General features: G+C 71.4%; 12 protein-coding genes. 3 read left to right on the top strand and 9 right to left on the bottom strand.

Annotated elements, in window-relative coordinates; genetic code table 11:
- Nucleotides 1-143 precede the first annotated feature (143 nt).
- Entirely contained in the window at nt 144-968 is an 825-nt protein-coding gene (locus JIAGA_RS0115050) for a tryptophan 2,3-dioxygenase (RefSeq protein WP_035812565.1), read from the bottom strand.
- Between the two features lie 32 nt (nt 969-1,000).
- On the opposite strand from JIAGA_RS0115050, the gene JIAGA_RS33190 reads away from it, so the two are divergent.
- Nucleotides 1,001-1,495, top strand: a complete 495-nt coding sequence (locus JIAGA_RS33190; protein ID WP_051426122.1) for a DUF2505 domain-containing protein — start codon at nt 1,001-1,003, stop codon at nt 1,493-1,495.
- An 89-nt stretch (nt 1,496-1,584) separates the two neighbouring features.
- Here the strand turns inward: JIAGA_RS33190 and JIAGA_RS0115040 are convergent, their stop codons facing one another.
- The 3 genes from JIAGA_RS0115040 to JIAGA_RS29970 form a co-directional block, all read right to left on the bottom strand.
- Nucleotides 1,585-2,163, bottom strand: a complete 579-nt coding sequence (locus tag JIAGA_RS0115040) for a hypothetical protein (protein ID WP_157553193.1) — start codon at nt 2,161-2,163, stop codon at nt 1,585-1,587.
- Between the two features lie 34 nt (nt 2,164-2,197).
- On the bottom strand, nt 2,198-3,838 hold the full coding sequence (gene pruA / locus JIAGA_RS0115035; protein WP_035814362.1) for an L-glutamate gamma-semialdehyde dehydrogenase: 1,641 nt from the start codon (nt 3,836-3,838) through the stop codon (nt 2,198-2,200).
- Between the two features lie 92 nt (nt 3,839-3,930).
- Entirely contained in the window at nt 3,931-4,926 is a 996-nt protein-coding gene (locus JIAGA_RS29970; RefSeq protein WP_084469699.1) for a patatin-like phospholipase family protein, read from the bottom strand.
- Nucleotides 4,927-5,156: 230 nt separating this feature from the next.
- Here JIAGA_RS29970 and JIAGA_RS33185 point away from each other — a divergent pair, with 230 nt between their 5' ends.
- Nucleotides 5,157-5,849 carry an Rv3235 family protein gene (locus JIAGA_RS33185; RefSeq protein WP_051426120.1) on the top strand — a complete coding sequence of 231 codons (693 nt, stop codon included), beginning with the start codon at nt 5,157-5,159 and terminating at the stop codon, nt 5,847-5,849.
- On the opposite strand, the gene JIAGA_RS0115020 is transcribed toward JIAGA_RS33185, so the two are convergent.
- Both JIAGA_RS0115020 and secA read right to left on the bottom strand, forming a co-directional pair.
- Complete coding sequence (locus tag JIAGA_RS0115020; protein WP_026876299.1) at nt 5,810-6,733, bottom strand: GDSL-type esterase/lipase family protein; 924 nt, start codon at nt 6,731-6,733, stop codon at nt 5,810-5,812. The two genes, JIAGA_RS33185 and JIAGA_RS0115020, sit on opposite strands and share 40 nt — an antisense overlap.
- A gap of 209 nt (nt 6,734-6,942) precedes the next feature.
- Nucleotides 6,943-9,789, bottom strand: coding sequence for a preprotein translocase subunit SecA (gene secA, locus JIAGA_RS0115015; protein ID WP_026876298.1), 2,847 nt, complete (start codon nt 9,787-9,789; stop codon nt 6,943-6,945).
- A 151-nt stretch (nt 9,790-9,940) separates the two neighbouring features.
- Between secA and JIAGA_RS29960 the strand changes: the two genes are divergently transcribed.
- Nucleotides 9,941-11,062 (top strand): GNAT family N-acetyltransferase, encoded by a 1,122-nt coding sequence (locus JIAGA_RS29960; RefSeq protein WP_157553191.1) that lies wholly within the window; start codon nt 9,941-9,943, stop codon nt 11,060-11,062.
- A gap of 49 nt (nt 11,063-11,111) precedes the next feature.
- On the opposite strand, the gene JIAGA_RS0115005 is transcribed toward JIAGA_RS29960, so the two are convergent.
- From JIAGA_RS0115005 to JIAGA_RS29955, 3 genes are all read right to left on the bottom strand, one after another.
- Complete coding sequence (locus JIAGA_RS0115005; RefSeq protein WP_026876297.1) at nt 11,112-12,326, bottom strand: winged helix-turn-helix domain-containing protein; 1,215 nt, start codon at nt 12,324-12,326, stop codon at nt 11,112-11,114.
- A gap of 154 nt (nt 12,327-12,480) precedes the next feature.
- Complete coding sequence (hpf, locus tag JIAGA_RS0115000; protein WP_026876296.1) at nt 12,481-13,125, bottom strand: ribosome hibernation-promoting factor, HPF/YfiA family; 645 nt, start codon at nt 13,123-13,125, stop codon at nt 12,481-12,483.
- A 173-nt stretch (nt 13,126-13,298) separates the two neighbouring features.
- Nucleotides 13,299-14,159 carry a ComF family protein gene (locus tag JIAGA_RS29955; protein ID WP_157553189.1) on the bottom strand — a complete coding sequence of 287 codons (861 nt, stop codon included), beginning with the start codon at nt 14,157-14,159 and terminating at the stop codon, nt 13,299-13,301.
- Nucleotides 14,160-14,183: the final 24 nt, after the last annotated feature.

Genomic DNA, 14,183 nt, shown 5'->3' with positions numbered 1-14,183 from the left:
GCTCCCCGTACCCCCGCTTTCATGATCATCCCCTCGCCTTGGAAATGATCACGTCCGGCATGGGTGCTCACGCTCCACCATGGATGCATGCCTGGTGAGGCGAACACACCCATGGTGGACGTGATCATTTCCGGCCGGGGCGGCTAGAGCCAGGACCGCAGTTCCCACAGCAGCGGGTAGTAGCGGAGGTCGAGCCGGCTGCGCAGGTACGAGGCACCGGACGACCCGCCGGTGCCGGTCTTGGTGCCGATCATGCGCTCCACCATGGTGACGTGCCGGGCCCGCCAGCCCGCGGCCATCTCGTCATGCGCCAGCAACGCCTCGGCCAGCTCCCACACGTCGCCGTGCTCGGCGCGGTCGTGGGCGGCCAGCCGCAGCGACGCGGCCAGCTCCTCGTCGGAGCCCGAGGGCAGGTCGCGGGCGCGCAGGACCGCGAGGAACGCGTCCCACAGGGTCGGCTCGTCCAGCCGGCGACGCAACCGGGCCCGCTCGTCGTCGGTGAGGCCGCGGAACCGCTGCACGAACGCCTCGTCCTTCGCCCCGGAGATGAACTCCAGCTCACGGAACTGCACCGACTGGAAGCCGCTCGCCGGCGCCAGCTGGGCGCGGAACTGCAGGAAGTCCTGCGGCGTCATGGTCTCCAGTACGCCGACCTGTTCGACAAGGATCCGCTCGATCTCGTGCACCCGCTTCAGCAGATGCCGCGCCCACCACAGCCGGTCGGCGAACATCGCGTCGCGGGCGGCCTCGACCTCGTGCAGCAACTGCTTGAACCACAGCTCGTAGACCTGGTGGATCGTGATGAACAGCAGCTCGTCGTGAGCATCGGTCTCCAGTCGCTGCTGGTCGAGCAGCTCAGAGAGACGCAGGTAGGTGCCGTACGTGAGCCGGGCACCGTCCTCGCCGAAGCGCGCGGACGGCGGCTGGACGGCCGCGTCCGCCGCGCTGAAGTCGTGGTCGTGTGTCACACCGTCCAGCGTATGGGCCAGGATTGGGACCCATGGACCTGTACAGCGAGCTCCGCTTCGACGCCGATCCGGTGACCGTCTTCGCGATGCTGACCGACGAGGCGTACATCGCCCGCAAGACCACGGCCGCGAAGGCCCTGCGGCACGAGGTCAACGTCAGCCGCGACGGCGACCGCGTCACCATCGACCTGAAGCGGATCATGCCGCCGGACGTGCCCGACTTCGTCCGCCGGTTCGTCGGCGACACCATCGACATCAAGCAGCGCGACATCTGGGAGGCGGCCGCGGCCGACGGTTCACGCAACGGCAGCATCGACCTGGACATGCTGGGCGCCCCGGTCACGTGCACGGGGACGATGCGCCTGGCGGCCAACGGAATCGCCACCGTGGTCACCATCAAGGCGACGGTGAAGGCGTCGCTGCCACTGGTCGGCGGCAAGATCGAACAGGCCGTGCACCAGGGCCTGACCGAGGCGGCCAAGATCGAGGAGCAGGTCGGCCGCGACTGGCTCGCCGGCCGGCGGTGAGCCGATGTCACACCGGCTGAGCGGCCGCGTCGCCGCCTGAGCCGGTGCATCGCCGGCGGGACCGCTGCGGCGGCCGCCGGCTGGACCGCTCAGCGGCCCGGAACGCCCCCGTCGAGTGCCCGCAGCGAAACGTTGCGCTCGGCGGCGCCGGCACGGCGTCCAGGCTGGCGTGGAGCCGGAGCCTCCGGGGCCGCCGGAGCGCCCTCGGTGTTCTCCCGCTCCAGCAGTGCCTCTGCCAGCTCGGCCGGGCCGGTGACGGCCATGGCCAGCGCGCGGCCGAGGTCGTCGCGGTCGATGGGCTCCTCGGCAGTGCGGCGAAGCCGGTCGGACAAGTCGATGACCTTGTCGGCGGTGCCCAGCGTGGCGCGGGCCGCCATGAGGTGGCCGCGTTGCAGCGGCCTGCCGGCGATCATGAGCGCCAGCGCCTCGGCGGTGTCGCTCCAGTCCGATGCCGGGGCTTGCTCGCCGATGAGGCCGGCAACCCCGGCCATGACCCGGTCGGACGCGGCGACGAGACGCTCGGCCGTCTCGCTGTCGCTGTCGAGCGAAGCCAGCCGCAGGGCCACCGCGGTGACCAGGGCTCCGTCCGCCGGGCTCCGCCGGGGCTGGGAGAGCAACCGCACCGCTCGTGCGACATACGGCCTGGTCGACAGCCGGTCATCCATCACGCTTGACACCTCATGTCCATAGTTCGCTGTGCGCTCAACCCATGTGCGGGTATTCGTGCGTGGTCGGCGGCACGAACGTCTCCTTCAGGGCACGCGTGCTCGTCCACCGTAGAAGATTCTGCACCGAACCCGCCTTGTCATTCGTCCCACTGGCCCGACTTCCACCGAATGGCTGCTGGCCGACAACCGCTCCGGTTGGTTTGTCGTTGACATAGAAGTTACCGGCTGCGAAGCGTAGCGCTTCTGTGGTAGTGGCGATAGCCGTCCGGTCCTGCGCGATGATGGCACCGGTCAACGCGTACGTCGACGTGTTCTCGATCCGGCTGACGACGGTGTCGAACTCGGCGTCGTCGTAGACGTACACGCCGAGCAGCGGGCCGAAGTACTCGGTGGTGAGGACGTCGTTCTCCGGATCCGTGGTTTCCATCACCGTGGGCCGGACGAACCAGCCCTCGCTGTCGTCGAGGACTCCGCCGGCGACGACGTCGACCGACGGGTCCGCCTTCGCACGTTCGACGGCCGCGGTGTGCTTGGCGAACGCGCGCTCGTCGATGACCGCGCCCATGAAGTTGGACAGGTCGGTGACCGGCCCCATGCTCAGCGACTCGGTGAGCGACAGGAAGTCGTCGCGCATCCGGGTCCACAGGCTGCGCGGGACGTAGGCGCGGGAGGCCGCGGAGCACTTCTGGCCCTGGTACTCGAAGGCACCGCGCACCAGTGCGGTGCGCAGCACGTCGGTGTCGGCAGTGGGGTGTGCCAGTACGAAGTCCTTGCCGCCGGTCTCGCCGACCAGGCGCGGGTAGGTGCGGTACGACGCGATGTTCTCGCCGACCGTGCGCCACAGCTTCTGGAAGGTGGCCGTGGAGCCGGTGAAGTGGATGCCGGCCAGGTCGGGATGCGCCAACGCGACCTCGGAGACCGCCAGGCCGTCGCCGGGCAGCAGGTTGATGACCCCCGGCGGCAGTCCGGCCGCCTCGAGCAGCCGCATCGTGTAGTGCGCGGCCAGCTGCTGGGTGGGGCTGGGCTTCCAGATGACGGTGTTGCCCATGAGCGCCGGCGCCGTCGGCAGGTTGCCGGCGATGGCGGTGAAGTTGAACGGCGTGACGGCGTAGACGAAGCCCTCGAGCGGGCGGTACTCGACCCGGTTCCAGATGCCCTGCGTGTTGGCGACGGGCTGCTCGGTGAGGAGCTTCCGGCCGAACTCGACATTGAACCGCCAGAAGTCGATGAGCTCGCAGGCGGCGTCGATCTCGGCCTGCGCGGCCGTCTTCGACTGGCCCAGCATGGTCGCGGCGTTGAGCGTCTGCCGCCATGGGCCGGACAGCAGCTCGGCGGCCTTGAGGAACACGGCGGCGCGGTCGTCGTAGGAGAGCGCCCGCCACCCGGGTGCGGCCTCGCGCGCGGCATCGATGGCCGCCTGCGCGTCGTCGGTCCCGGCGTGCCGGAAGGTTCCCAGCACCTTCCCGTGCGCGTGCGGCTGGACGACGTCGGCTTCCGCGCCGCTGCCGAGCTTCTGGTCGCCGCCGATGGTGCAGGTCAGCTCGTGGTGGCGGGAAGCGACGCCGGTCAGTGCGCTCTCCAGGTCGGCCCGTTCCGGCGAGCCCGGCGCGTACGTCAGCACCGGCTCGTTCTTCGCGGCGGGCACGTTGGTCACGGCATCAAGGGCGCCAGGCATGGTACTCAGAGCTCCGATCGTCATGGTCGATGTCGTGGGGCGGTCCCGCTGAGGTCATCCCGCTCACTGCCAGTATCGCCGACGGGTCCCCGTCAACCAGCGTCGGCCCAGAACCGGCCGCGCGCCAACGCCGTTGCCGACGTCCGCAGCGACGTCTCCAGGACCCGCAACCGCCGGCCGGTGTCCATGACGTTGGCGCCGATGGCGGCCAGGTCCTCCGGTCCGGGACCGAGGATGGTGACGTCGGTACCCTCGCCACGCAACTTCTGCGCCTCGTGCAGGCACCGGCGGGTGCAGCGGCGTCGCCACTGCCGTTCCAGCCGGGACAGCAGTGGCCGCGGGTGGTCCGTCTCGAACGAGACCATCGGCGCCACGACGTAGACCTCGTCGAGGCCGAGGCCGCCCAGCAGGTCCACCGACGTCGCGGAACAGGTGCCGCCGTCGACGTAGCGGTGACCGTCGACGACGACCGGGGCGAACCAGCCCGGGATGGCGCACGAGGCCATGACGGCCTGCGGCAACGACGGCCGCGGCTCCCCCGGGCGGCCGAACGGGATGCGCCGGCCGGTCTCGTAGTCCATCGCCACGATCCAGACGCCCGGGTGCGGCGACCAGCCGGCTTCCGGCCCCGTGACCGCGCCGACGAGTTCACCGACGCCGTCCAGCGAACCACGGCCGACCGGCATCAGCGCCGACAGCACCGCCGTCGGCGGCATCCGGCGCAGGCGCCGCACATTGCGTCTGACGAGGGCGGGAGACCCCACCCCCAGCCGGGGCAGCAGCGGCCGCGAGCCCCCGGTGGCGGTGTCGTAGTCCCAGTCGTGGTCGGCAAGCGGGCCGTCGGCGAGTTCGCCGAGCTGGTGATCGCGCAGCTGACCGGCATCGAGCCCGGCGCCGAGCAGCGCGGCCATGACCGCGCCCGCCGACGTGCCGACGATGTGGTCGAACGAACGAAGGTCGACGCCGGTGGACTCCTCGATCGCGCTGAGCGCACCGACCATCCACGCCGCGCCGAGGACCCCGCCTCCGCCGAGCACCAGGCCTCGCCGTGGACCGCGACGACGACCCGTGTGACGAATGGCCTCCATCTCCTAATGATGATGTAACAAAGGCGTTCGTGCCACGCACCGTGTGACCGGCCGTGGATTGCCCGGTCGTCGGGGCTAACGGCGTCGGGGCGGCCCAGCGGCAAGGAGCGTGTTTGCCCGTTAGCCCGCCCGGGCGGGCAACTGGCCCGCGTCCCGGAAGCCGTTGACCCCGCCCCGCGCCGGCGGGTTCGATCCTGCTGACCCCGACGGCCCCCGGACAGGAGACCCCGATGGCCACCACGAGCAGCGCCGGCGCACGTCCCGGCCGTCCAGCCGCGGACGACGCCGGTCACACCCCGGCCCGCGACACCGGTCCGCCCAAGGCCGGCGGCACCCTGCGCCGCCTTCCGGTGCCGGTCAGCCAGCCCCCGTTCGACGACGAAATCGGCGTCGCACCGCCGGCCGGTGCCGTGCGGCGGCGCACCCGACGCCGTGGGCAGGTCCAGGGCACGCTGGCACTCGCCGTGGTGGCCTCGGCCGATCTCGTGGAGCCGCCACCCCCGGACCCGGCGGACGGCGCGCACCCGCGCCCAGCCCTCCCCGACCCGCGGCGCTGGACCGCCACGCTGGCCCAGGCCGCTCTGGAGGGCATGCACGGCCGCCGGTCGATCCAACAGCTGGTGCGGTGGACCGACGAGGCGGTCTACAAGGCGATCGCGCGCCGAGCCGCTGAGCAGGTGGCCACGCCCGCCGTCCGGCCGCGGGTGCGGACCATTCGCAGTTGCCAGGTCACCGACACCGTCGCGGAGGTCTGCGTGGTGGTGCAGTTGGGCACGCGGGTGCGAGCGGTCGCCGTCCGGCTGGAGGCCGTCGACGACCGCTGGCTGTGCACCGCGTTCGACGTGGTCGAGCGGCCACCCGCGCGACCGTCAGGACGGCGGTCTCAGCTACCGGCCCACGCCGCCTCGAACGCCGAGGCGTAGCCGGCCTGCCCGGCGACGGTCGGGTGGAAGGAGTCGCGCACGAACGACGACGCGATGGCCCACTGGGCGTGGTACGACGGGCTCGGGGTCGCGCTCGGAGCCGGCGTCTCGGCGGAGGCGCTGTCTCGCCACGAGATCTTCAACCCGTACAGCCAGTCGTCCAGACCGTTCGCGCAGGCTTCGTGCCCGACGAACGTGCTCTCCACCTGCGCTGACGCCGAGCGGACACCGGCCGCGGCAGCTGCCTCGTCCACGACGTCGTTGAGCAGGACGCCCAGCCGCCGGATCATCTGCCGCTCGGATGTGGACAGCAGGCCGGTCAGCGCCGGGCAGTTGCTGCGGACGGCGGGGTCGGGTACCAGCAGCGGGTAGCCGCCGACGATGACCTCGTCACCAGGTGCCGCTGCCTGGATCGAGTCGTACAGCTCCACCAGCGGCTGGTGCAGCGCCTCGATACGGGCCGTCAGCGCGGTCTCACGGCTGGTGCAGGAGACGATGGACACCAGACAGTTGACCAGCTCGTCGGCGAATCCGGCGTCGTTGCCGCCGACGGTCACAGTGATGAGCCGGTCACCCGCCCCGGGCAGTTGCGCCAGCTGCCCCACCTGGCCCGCGACGTCGGGGATGGTGGCACCGGAACACGCCAGGAGCGTCCGGTCGCTCACCTCGCCGCCGAACAGCAGGTGCACCCACGCTTGCGGTGTGCGGTCGCAGTCGTCCTGGTACCCCCCGGAACCCAAGCCCGACGAGTACGAGTCGCCCAGCGCGATGACGGCGCTCGGCACGTCGGCCGTCGTCGCCGTCGTTGGTTCCGCCGCCGTCGCTGCCGGGGCGAGCCCGACCACGACGAAGGCCGCCGCACACCATGCGACGGCCTTCCTCATTCCGGAGCGGGACGATCCTGTGTCGGTGTCGTGACTGTCTGGTCGGTGTGTCATGAGCGCTGCGCGGCCGGGTGAGCGGCCGCTCCTCCCATCCGCCGTCCGGGGCCGATCCGATCCAAGGCTTGACACCCGGGATCACCGGGCGTCAAGCAGGACGATAGCGGACGGAACCGTCAGACAGGCCACGATCAGGAGAACAGCACCCGTCGTCAGCCGACAGGTTGGGTGGAGTCCTCTTCGCGGTGGCGCGGGTCGCCGTGGCAGCGCTTGAACTTCTTGCCCGAGCCACACGGGCACAGGGCGTTGCGCGACACGTTGCTGAAGTCGATCTCGTCGTCGCCGGCGGAGGCGGCGTGTGCGCCACGACCGCCGTTCGCGCCGGAAGCCACCGGCCGCGGACCGGTCTGCTCGACCTGCCGCTGCACGCGCGCGTCGCCATCGACCGTCGGCGCGGTGTACTGCAACTGCTGCGGCCGCTGCGGGCCGCCCAGCCCCTTGGCCTCGACCACCGGGGCGGCCTGGCCGTCCACCTCGGCCTCGGCGGCCTCGGCGCTCGGCTTGGTGACCTGGACCTCGAGGTTGAAGACCAGACCGACGGACTCCTCCTTGATGCCGTCCATCATGGCGGCGAAGAGGTCATAGCCCTCGCGCTGGTACTCCACCAGCGGCTGCTTCTGCGCGAACGCGCGCAGGCCGATGCCCTCGCGCAGGTAGTCCATCTCGTACAGGTGCTCGCGCCACTTGCGGTCGAGGACGGTCAGCAGCACGCGCCGCTCCAGCTCGCGCATGACGTCCTTGCCCAGCTCTTCCTCGCGGCGCGCGAGCGCGGCCCGCGCGTCGTCGACCAGCCGCTCGGTCATGCCGACCGGAGTGAGGCTGGTACGGCCACCGGCCTCCTTCTCCAGCTCCTCGACGGTGACCCCGACCGGGTACAGCGTCTTCAGCGCCGTCCACAGCTGGTCGAGATCCCAGTGCTCCGGATAGCCGCCGGCGGTGGCGCCCTGGACGTAGGCGGTGACGGCGTCGTCGAGCATGCTGGTGATCTGCTCGTGGAGGTCCTCGCCGTGCAGGACGCGGCGGCGCTCGTCGTAGATGACGTGGCGCTGGCGGTTGAGGACGTCGTCGTACTTCAGCACGTCCTTGCGCATCTCGAACATCTGCGCCTCGCGCTGGGTCTGCGCGCTCTTGACGGCGTTGCTGACCCGCTTGTGGGAGATCGGGACGTCGTCCGGCTGGTTGAACGTCCGCATGATCATCTCGACCCATTCGCTCTTGAACAAGCGCATGAGGTCGTCCTCGAGCGACAGGTAGAACCGCGACTCGCCCGGGTCGCCCTGGCGGCCGGACCGGCCGCGCAGCTGGTTGTCGATGCGGCGGGACTCGTGCCGCTCGGTGCCGAGCACGTACAGCCCGCCGAGCGAGCGCACCTCGTCGCGTTCGGTCCTGACCTGCGCGTCGAGCTTCTCGAGGGTGGCGGCCTCGGCGGCCTGGTACTCCTCGGGGTTCTCGATGGGGTCGAGCCCGCGCTGCTTGAGTTCGGCCTGGGCCATGAACTCGTGGTTGCCGCCGAGCATGATGTCGGTGCCTCGACCGGCCATGTTGGTGGCGACGGTGACGGCGCCGCGACGACCTGCCTGAGCGACGATGGCGGCTTCACGCTCGTGCTGCTTGGCGTTGAGGACCTCGTGCGGGACCCCTTGCTTGCGCAGCAGCTGCGACAGTCGCTCGGACTTCTCGACGCTGGTGGTGCCGACCAGGACCGGCTGGCCCTTCTGGTGCCGGCTGACGATGTCCGCGACGACGGCGTCGAACTTGGCCGCCTCGGTGCGGTAGATCTCGTCGTCCTGGTCGATGCGGGCCAGCGGGCGGTTCGGCGGGATCGGCACCACACCGAGGTTGTAGATCTTGTCGAACTCGCCGGCCTCGGTCATGGCCGTACCGGTCATGCCGGCGAGCTTGTCGTAGAGGCGGAAGAAGTTCTGCAGGGTGATGGTCGCCAGGGTCTGGTTCTCCTGCTTGATCTCCACCCCTTCCTTCGCCTCGATGGCCTGGTGCATGCCCTCGTTGTAGCGCCGCCCGCCGAGGATGCGGCCGGTGTGCTCGTCGACGATGAGCACCTCGCCGTCCTTGACCACGTACTCCTTGTCGCGCCGGTACAGCTCCTTGGCCTTGATGCAGTTGTTGAGGAACTGGATCAGCGGGGTGTTGGCGCTTTCGTAGAGGTTGTCGATGCCCAGCCAGTCCTCGACCTTCTCGATGCCTGGCTCGAGCACGCCGACGGTGCGCTTCTTCTCGTCGACCTCGTAGTCGACGTCCTTGCGCAGCCGCTGCGCGATCTTCGAGAACTCGGTGTACCAGCGGGTCGGCTGGTCGGCCGGGCCGGAGATGATGAGCGGCGTGCGGGCCTCGTCGATGAGGATGGAGTCGACCTCGTCGACGATGGCGAAGTTGTGGCCGCGCTGCACCTGGTCCTCGACCCGCTGTGCCATGTTGTCGCGCAGGTAGTCGAAGCCGAACTCGTTGTTGGTGCCGTAGGTGATGTCCGCGGCGTAGGCCTCGCGGCGCTGTGCCGGCGTCAGCCCGTTGAGGATGACGCCGACCTCCAGGCCGAGGAACCGGTGGATGCGCCCCATCCACTCGGCGTGATAGCGCGCCAGGTAGTCGTTGATGGTGATGACGTGAACGCCCTTGCCCGCGAGCGCGTTCAGGTACGACGGCAGCGTCGCGACGAGGGTCTTGCCCTCACCGGTGCCCATCTCGGCGATGTTGCCGAGGTGCATGGCGGCGCCACCCATGATCTGGACGTCGAAGTGCCGCTGACCGATGGTGCGCCGGGCCGCCTCCCGCACCGTCGCGAACGCCTCGGGCAGCAGGTCGTCGAGCGACTCGCCGTCGGCGAGCCGGGACCGGAACTCCGCCGTCATGCCCTGCAGGTCGGCATCGGACAGCGAGGTGTAGTCCTCCTCGATGCTGCTGACCTGCTTCGCGATCGCCTCGAGGCGCTTCAGGATCTTGCCTTCCCCGGCACGGAGGATCTTGTCGAGCAGAACAGGCACGCGGGTCAACTCCTACGTATCGGGCTTGGGCGGCAGGGGACGCGCCCGGTGCACCCCGTGTAGTACAGGGCTTCGACGACCCATGGTACGTCGGGTCACGGAAAAGATAACGACTCGACCTTAGGTCGTGGCGCCCGGCAAGATGCTGGGCGTGCAACCGTTCGAGCTCCGCGGCGACGGCGTCCTGCTGGCCACCCCGACGGCCGGCGACGTCGACCGGATCACCGAGATCTGCCAGGACCCGGAGATCCGCCGCTGGACGACGTTGCCCACGCCCTACCTGCACGAGCACGCCAAGACCTTCGTCGAGGACACGGTCTCGGCCGGCTGGGAGTCCGGTCACGGCCTCGTCTGGGCGGTGCGCGATCCGGAGGACCGCCGCGTCCTGGGCATGATCGGTCTGCGGTCTCGAGGCGAGGGCGCCGCCGAGGTCGGGTACTGGCTCGCGCCGGAGGCCCGCGGCCGGCACCTGATGTCCCGCGCGGTCCGATTGGTGGCCGAGTACGCCTTCGCCGACGTCGGGCCCGGGCTGACGCACCTGCACTGGCGGGCCTCCGTCGGCAACTGGGCGTCGCGCCGGGTCGCGTGGGCGTGCGGGTTCCGGGTCGAGGGCAGGGTGCGCGGCGGCATCGCCCGCCAGGGTGTCCGTGACGACACCTGGGTGGCCACGCTGGCCGCCGGTGACCGCATGCGGCCGGCCACGCCGTGGCTGGACGTCCCGACGGTGCGCGGCTCACGCGTGGTGTTGCGCCGGTTCGAGGACGCCGACGCCGACGCCGTCGTCGAGGCCTGCAACGACCCCGTCACCCAGCACTGGCTCGGTGGGCTGCCGTCGCCGTACACCCACGAGATCGCCCGTTCGTACATCCACGACCGCGAGGAGGAGGCGGCGGCCGGCCGCGGCGTGCATTGGGCCGCGGCGCTGCCGGACGGCGGGCCGGCCGTGGGATCGTTCTCGCTGATGGGACTGCCGTCGCACGACGGCGGTGCCGAGATCGGCTACTGGGTGCACCCGTCCGCGCGCGGCCGTGGAGTGGCCACCGAGGCGGTGCGGCTGATGACGCGGCACGCGTTCGCGCCGGCCTCGGACGGCGGCCTCGGGCTGCGTCGGCTCGTCGTCGCGCACGTGACCGGCAACGACGCCTCCCGCACGGTGATCGAGCGAGCCGGCTTCCGCCCGTACGGCGTGGAGCGGGCCGGCGACCGGATCCGTGGCGGCATCGTCGTCGACCTGCACTGGTACGACCTGCTGGTCGACGACCAGCAGCCCTGAACGGGAGCCGGGAGCGGCGACGGCGAACGGTGCGGCCGGCGCCACGTGGTCAGCCCGCCCGCCGCAGGGCATCCTCCAGCGGGGCGGCGATGTCGCCCCGGCCGGTGACCACCACGCCGGACAGCCCCAGCCAGCCGGCGAGCGCCACCAACTCGACGGCCAGCTCGTCGGGGGTGTCCGCCGGTGACCCAGGCTCGCCCCACGCCGACTGGACCAGCAGCGTGCCGGCCTTCCGGTCGGCCTTGAGGTCCACCCGAGCGACCAACTCCTCGCCGAGGAGGAACGGCAGCACGTAGTACCCATGGACGCGCTTGGCCGGCGGCACGTAGATCTCCAGCCGGTAGCGGAACCCGAACAGCGCTTCGGTGCGCGCCCGCTCCCAGATCAGCGAATCGAACGGACTGAGCAGCGCACGGGCCTCGACGCGGCGCGGCACCCGCGCATCGCGGTGCAGGTATGCCTGTCGCTTCCAGCCGTCGACGGTGATCGGCACCAGCTCGCCGTCCTCGACCAGCTCGGCGATGGCGGCCTTGCTGGGCTCCGGCCGCAGCCGGAAGTAGTCGCGCAGGCACTGCTCGGAGCCGACGCCGTGGGCTCGCGCCGCGATGCGGATGAGCTCGCGATGGGCCTCGGCCGGCGACGGGGTGGGCGCGTCGAGGACATCGCGGGGCAGCACCCGCTCCGGGACGTCGTAGAGCCGGGCGAACGCCCCGTTGCGGCCCGCCGACGTGACCCGGCCGGCCCAGAACAGGAACTCCAGCGCGGTCTTGACCTCCGACCAGTTCCAGCCCCAGTTGTCCTTGGCCCGCGGCGCGTCGTGCTCGATCTCGCCCGCCGTGACCGGGCCGAGCCGCTTGACCTCGTCGAACACCCACTCCACGAACTCCGGCTTGTCGCGCACGATGCGCCGCATGCCGCCCCACGCGGCTTCCTCGGCCCTGGCCATGCGGCCGCGCAGGTACGGCTGGAAGCGCACCGGCAGCACCGACGCCTCGTGTGCCCAGTACTCGAACAGCATGCGCGGTGCCTTGTTGAGCGCACGGTCGAGCTGCTCGCGCGGGTAGGGGCCGAGGCGGCTGAAGAACGGCAGGTAGTGCGAGCGGGACAGCACGTTCACCGAGTCGATCTGGACCACGCCGACCCGGTCGGTCACCCGGCGGATGGCCCGCCGGTCCGGCACCGGCGGCCGCGGATCGGCGAGGCCCTGCGCCGCGAGCGCCACCCGGCGGGCCGCGGCGGCGGACAGCTTGTCTCGACGTGGCATGGCCGCGAAGTTATCAGCGGGCACCGACAGGAACGGCTGATGGAGTACCGGCGCGACGCGCCGAGCCGGTGGCCGTCACGACCGGGCTGGTCGACACCGACGAGAGGCGGCGGCCGGCCCGCAGGCCAGCCGCCGCCCGGAGTCGTCGCCCGTGTCACACGTCCAGGTGGATGACTCCGTAGTCGTAGCCGCGCCGGCGATAGACCACGCTGGGCATCTTGTTCTCGGCGTCGACGAAGAGATAGAAGTCGTGCCCGACGAGCTCCATCTCGTACAGCGCCTGGTCGAGCGTCATCGGCTCGGCGCGGTGCGTCTTCTCCCGCACCACCATGGGACCGGACTCCTCGGTCGGGTAGTCCTCCGGCCGGTCGTCGACCTGGGTGCCGGCGCCGGCGGCCTGCGCGACCATGGCCGGCGACGCCTGCGCGGGGATGGGCGGCGCGGTGGCGAGCGGCGCGGTGGCGGCGGCCACGGAGATGGGGGTGCGGTTGCCGTGGTGCACCCGGCGGCGGTCGGCGGCCTTCCGCAGCCGGGCGTAGAGCCGGTCGGTGGCCAGGTCAAGGGCGGAGTAGCGGTCGGCGGCGGCAGCCTCGGCGCGGATCACCGGGCCCTTGGAGTGGAGGGTGAGCTCGACCCGCTCCGCCTGATCGGTCCGGCGCGAATTGGATTCGGCTGTGACCTCGACGTCCACCCGGATCACCTTGTGCGCGACCTTGTCGAGCTTCGCGAGCTTCTCGGTGACGTGATTCCGGAATCGCTCCGGCACCGACGTGTGACGGCCCTTGATGACGATATCCACTCGAAACCTCCCGGTCGTGGGGTCAAACGGTCGAGGGACACCCGCGCGCTCGCGAGACCGGGTTGTGCACCCGGCCTTCCTCCGTTCTTGCTCGGAGACTGACATGGGGTGCCATGCACAAACGTTAGCCGCTCGTTGCCTGCTGTACACCTGAATCTGCCGCATTTTCGTCGTCAGGCCACCGCCACCACCACCGCTCCACACGGCTGGATTCCCGCGCCGACCAGGGCACGAGTCGCCTCGCGCAGGGTGGCGCCGGTGGTCACGATGTCGTCGGCCAGCACGACGCACCGGCCGGACAGCAGACCGGCGGCACCGCGCCGGACGATGAGCGAGCCGCGGAGGTTGGCCTCGCGCTCCCGGCGGCCCAGGCCCGCCTGATCGGCGACCTTCCGCCGGTGCCGCAGCGCGCCCACCACCGTGCTCACCTGGCCGGAGCGGCGCAACGTGGCCGCGGCGCGGCGCGTTGTGCGCAGGACGGGGTCGTGCCCGCGCCGCCGGACCGCGGTGCGGCTCGACGGCACCGGCACCAGAACGACCGGCCGGCCGCTGTGATCGCAACCGGGGCCCGCGGCCAGGAGTTCCGTGACCGCCACGGCGAGTGCGTCACCGAGTGGCCGGGCCAGCGGCAGCCGGCCGTGTTCCTTGTGCGCGATGATCATCGACCGGACGGGGTCGGCATACGCCGCCGCACCGGCGAGCGGCAACTCCGGCCCCCGCTGCCCCGGACCGCCCGGGTCGGGCTCGTCCCAGAACCCCGGCCCACTGCCGGGCAGCGCACGCACCGTCGCGGGGCCCAGGAGGGCATCGCGGCAGGCGGGACAGAGGAGCCCGGGATGCTCAGCGCATCCGGCGCACGCGCTGCCGAGGGCGAGGTCGGCCGCCGCGTGCCCCAGCTCGGCCGCGGCGTGGCCCAGGCGCGCCACCGCCTGGCACAGCGCCGCGCGCTGCGTCGCCCCTGGCGCGGGCCGATCGACGGGGCCCGTCCGGCGTCCCCGGCGATGCCCGGCGGCTGCCTCACCCGTTCCGCTCATGCGGGTCATCATGCGCCGGGCCGC

Source organism: Jiangella gansuensis DSM 44835 (genome assembly GCF_000515395.1).
GTDB lineage: Bacteria > Actinomycetota > Actinomycetes > Jiangellales > Jiangellaceae > Jiangella > Jiangella gansuensis.
Note: the sequence above shows the minus strand (reverse complement) of the source record. Positions and strands in the feature narration are given on the sequence as shown.

Bases quoted from the DNA above. Each gene is read 5' to 3' on its own strand.
- JIAGA_RS33190 (WP_051426122.1), top strand. From the start codon at position 1,001: ATGGACCTGTACAGCGAGCTCCGCTTCGACGCCGATCCGGTGACCGTC.
- pruA (WP_035814362.1), bottom strand. From the start codon at position 3,838: ATGCCTGGCGCCCTTGATGCCGTGACCAACGTGCCCGCCGCGAAGAAC.
- JIAGA_RS29970 (WP_084469699.1), bottom strand. From the start codon at position 4,926: ATGGAGGCCATTCGTCACACGGGTCGTCGTCGCGGTCCACGGCGAGGC.
- JIAGA_RS33185 (WP_051426120.1), top strand. From the start codon at position 5,157: ATGGCCACCACGAGCAGCGCCGGCGCACGTCCCGGCCGTCCAGCCGCG.
- JIAGA_RS0115020 (WP_026876299.1), bottom strand. From the start codon at position 6,733: ATGAGGAAGGCCGTCGCATGGTGTGCGGCGGCCTTCGTCGTGGTCGGG.
- JIAGA_RS0115005 (WP_026876297.1), bottom strand. From the start codon at position 12,326: ATGCCACGTCGAGACAAGCTGTCCGCCGCCGCGGCCCGCCGGGTGGCG.
- JIAGA_RS29955 (WP_157553189.1), bottom strand. From the start codon at position 14,159: ATGAGCGGAACGGGTGAGGCAGCCGCCGGGCATCGCCGGGGACGCCGG.